The organism is Sphingomonas sp. RB1R13, assembly GCF_036663775.1.
Classification (GTDB): domain Bacteria; phylum Pseudomonadota; class Alphaproteobacteria; order Sphingomonadales; family Sphingomonadaceae; genus Sphingomicrobium.
Genome location: NZ_JAXOJM010000109.1, coordinates 1 through 1057, shown reverse-complemented (window position 1 = coordinate 1057; position 1057 = coordinate 1). Strand labels below are relative to the sequence as shown.

Sequence of the window (1057 nt, the reverse complement as noted above, 5' to 3'; positions counted from 1 at the left end):
CTTGATCGTGATGGATATCGGAAGCTGGCAGTCTCAGTTGCGCAAGGGAGCCGCCGAGCTGGTGCTGCTGTCGGTCCTGTCCCACGGCGAGGCCTATGGCCTGGAAATTCTCGCACGCATCCGGGCGGGCGGTGATCTGGTCAGCGAGGGCAGCCTCTATCCCCTGCTCGCCCGGCTGGAAAAAGCGGGCCGCATCACCGGCCGCTGGGAGCTGCCCGCCGAGGGCGGCAACCCGCGCAAATATTACCGTCTGACCCCCGAAGGCGCGGCACTAGCCGAGGCAATGCGCGCGGCCTGGATCGAGTTCCGAACGACCATCACCACCCTTGTCGAGGATCAGCCATGAACGAGCCTGCCCGCCGCATCGCCGATTATGCCCGCCGTCTGCGCTGGTCGTTGCAGGCGATCCCGGCCGAGGATCGCGATGGCCTCGTCCGCGAGATCGAAAGCCATCTAAACGACAGCTTCGCGGCGGGACCCCATTCGCTGGACGCCGCGATCGCGGCGATGGGACCGCCTCATGCGATGGCCGCGCGCTATATTCAGGAATTTCGGCTGGCCGGTGCGCTGGGCGACGATCGCCCTGCCCCGTTGATCCACGCCCTGTTGACCCGATCGGGACGCAGCGTGGCGGCGTTCGGCGGGGTGCTGATGGCGATGCTGCTCTATCTGTTCGCGCTGTGCTTCGCGGCAGTCGCGATCGTGAAACCGCTCTTTCCCAGCCATGTCGGGCTTTGGTCGCTGCCGCAGGGGTCGGCCTTCGGCATCCTCACCGATCCCCCCGCCGCGCCGGAAATGATGGGACTGTGGGTCCTTCCGATCGCCTTGGCCGGGGCACTCGCCTGCTATGCGCTGGCGACGCTGGTCCTGCGCGGCACGGGGCGGCATGTGCTGCGGTCTTCCCGCTGATCCTCCCCGTACCGGGGAGGTAGCAGGGCGCCAGCCTTAATAGAGGGGAGCTCGCCACACGGGATTAGCCCAGCGGCACAACCCCCTCCACCACCGCTCCGCGGCGCCCCCCTCCCCGTGCCGGGGAGGATTGTATTTACCGCGCGCC

General features: G+C 67.6%; 2 protein-coding genes. Both read left to right on the top strand.

All coding sequences use genetic code 11. The features are described 5' to 3' along the window. A partial coding sequence (locus U1700_RS15320; protein WP_332753524.1) for a PadR family transcriptional regulator occupies nt 1-346 on the top strand: 346 nt, incomplete at its 5' end. Then, nucleotides 343-909, top strand: a complete 567-nt coding sequence (locus U1700_RS15315) for an HAAS signaling domain-containing protein (RefSeq protein ID WP_332753523.1) — start codon at nt 343-345, stop codon at nt 907-909. The genes U1700_RS15320 and U1700_RS15315, both read left to right, overlap by 4 nt. Nucleotides 910-1057 lie beyond the last annotated feature (148 nt).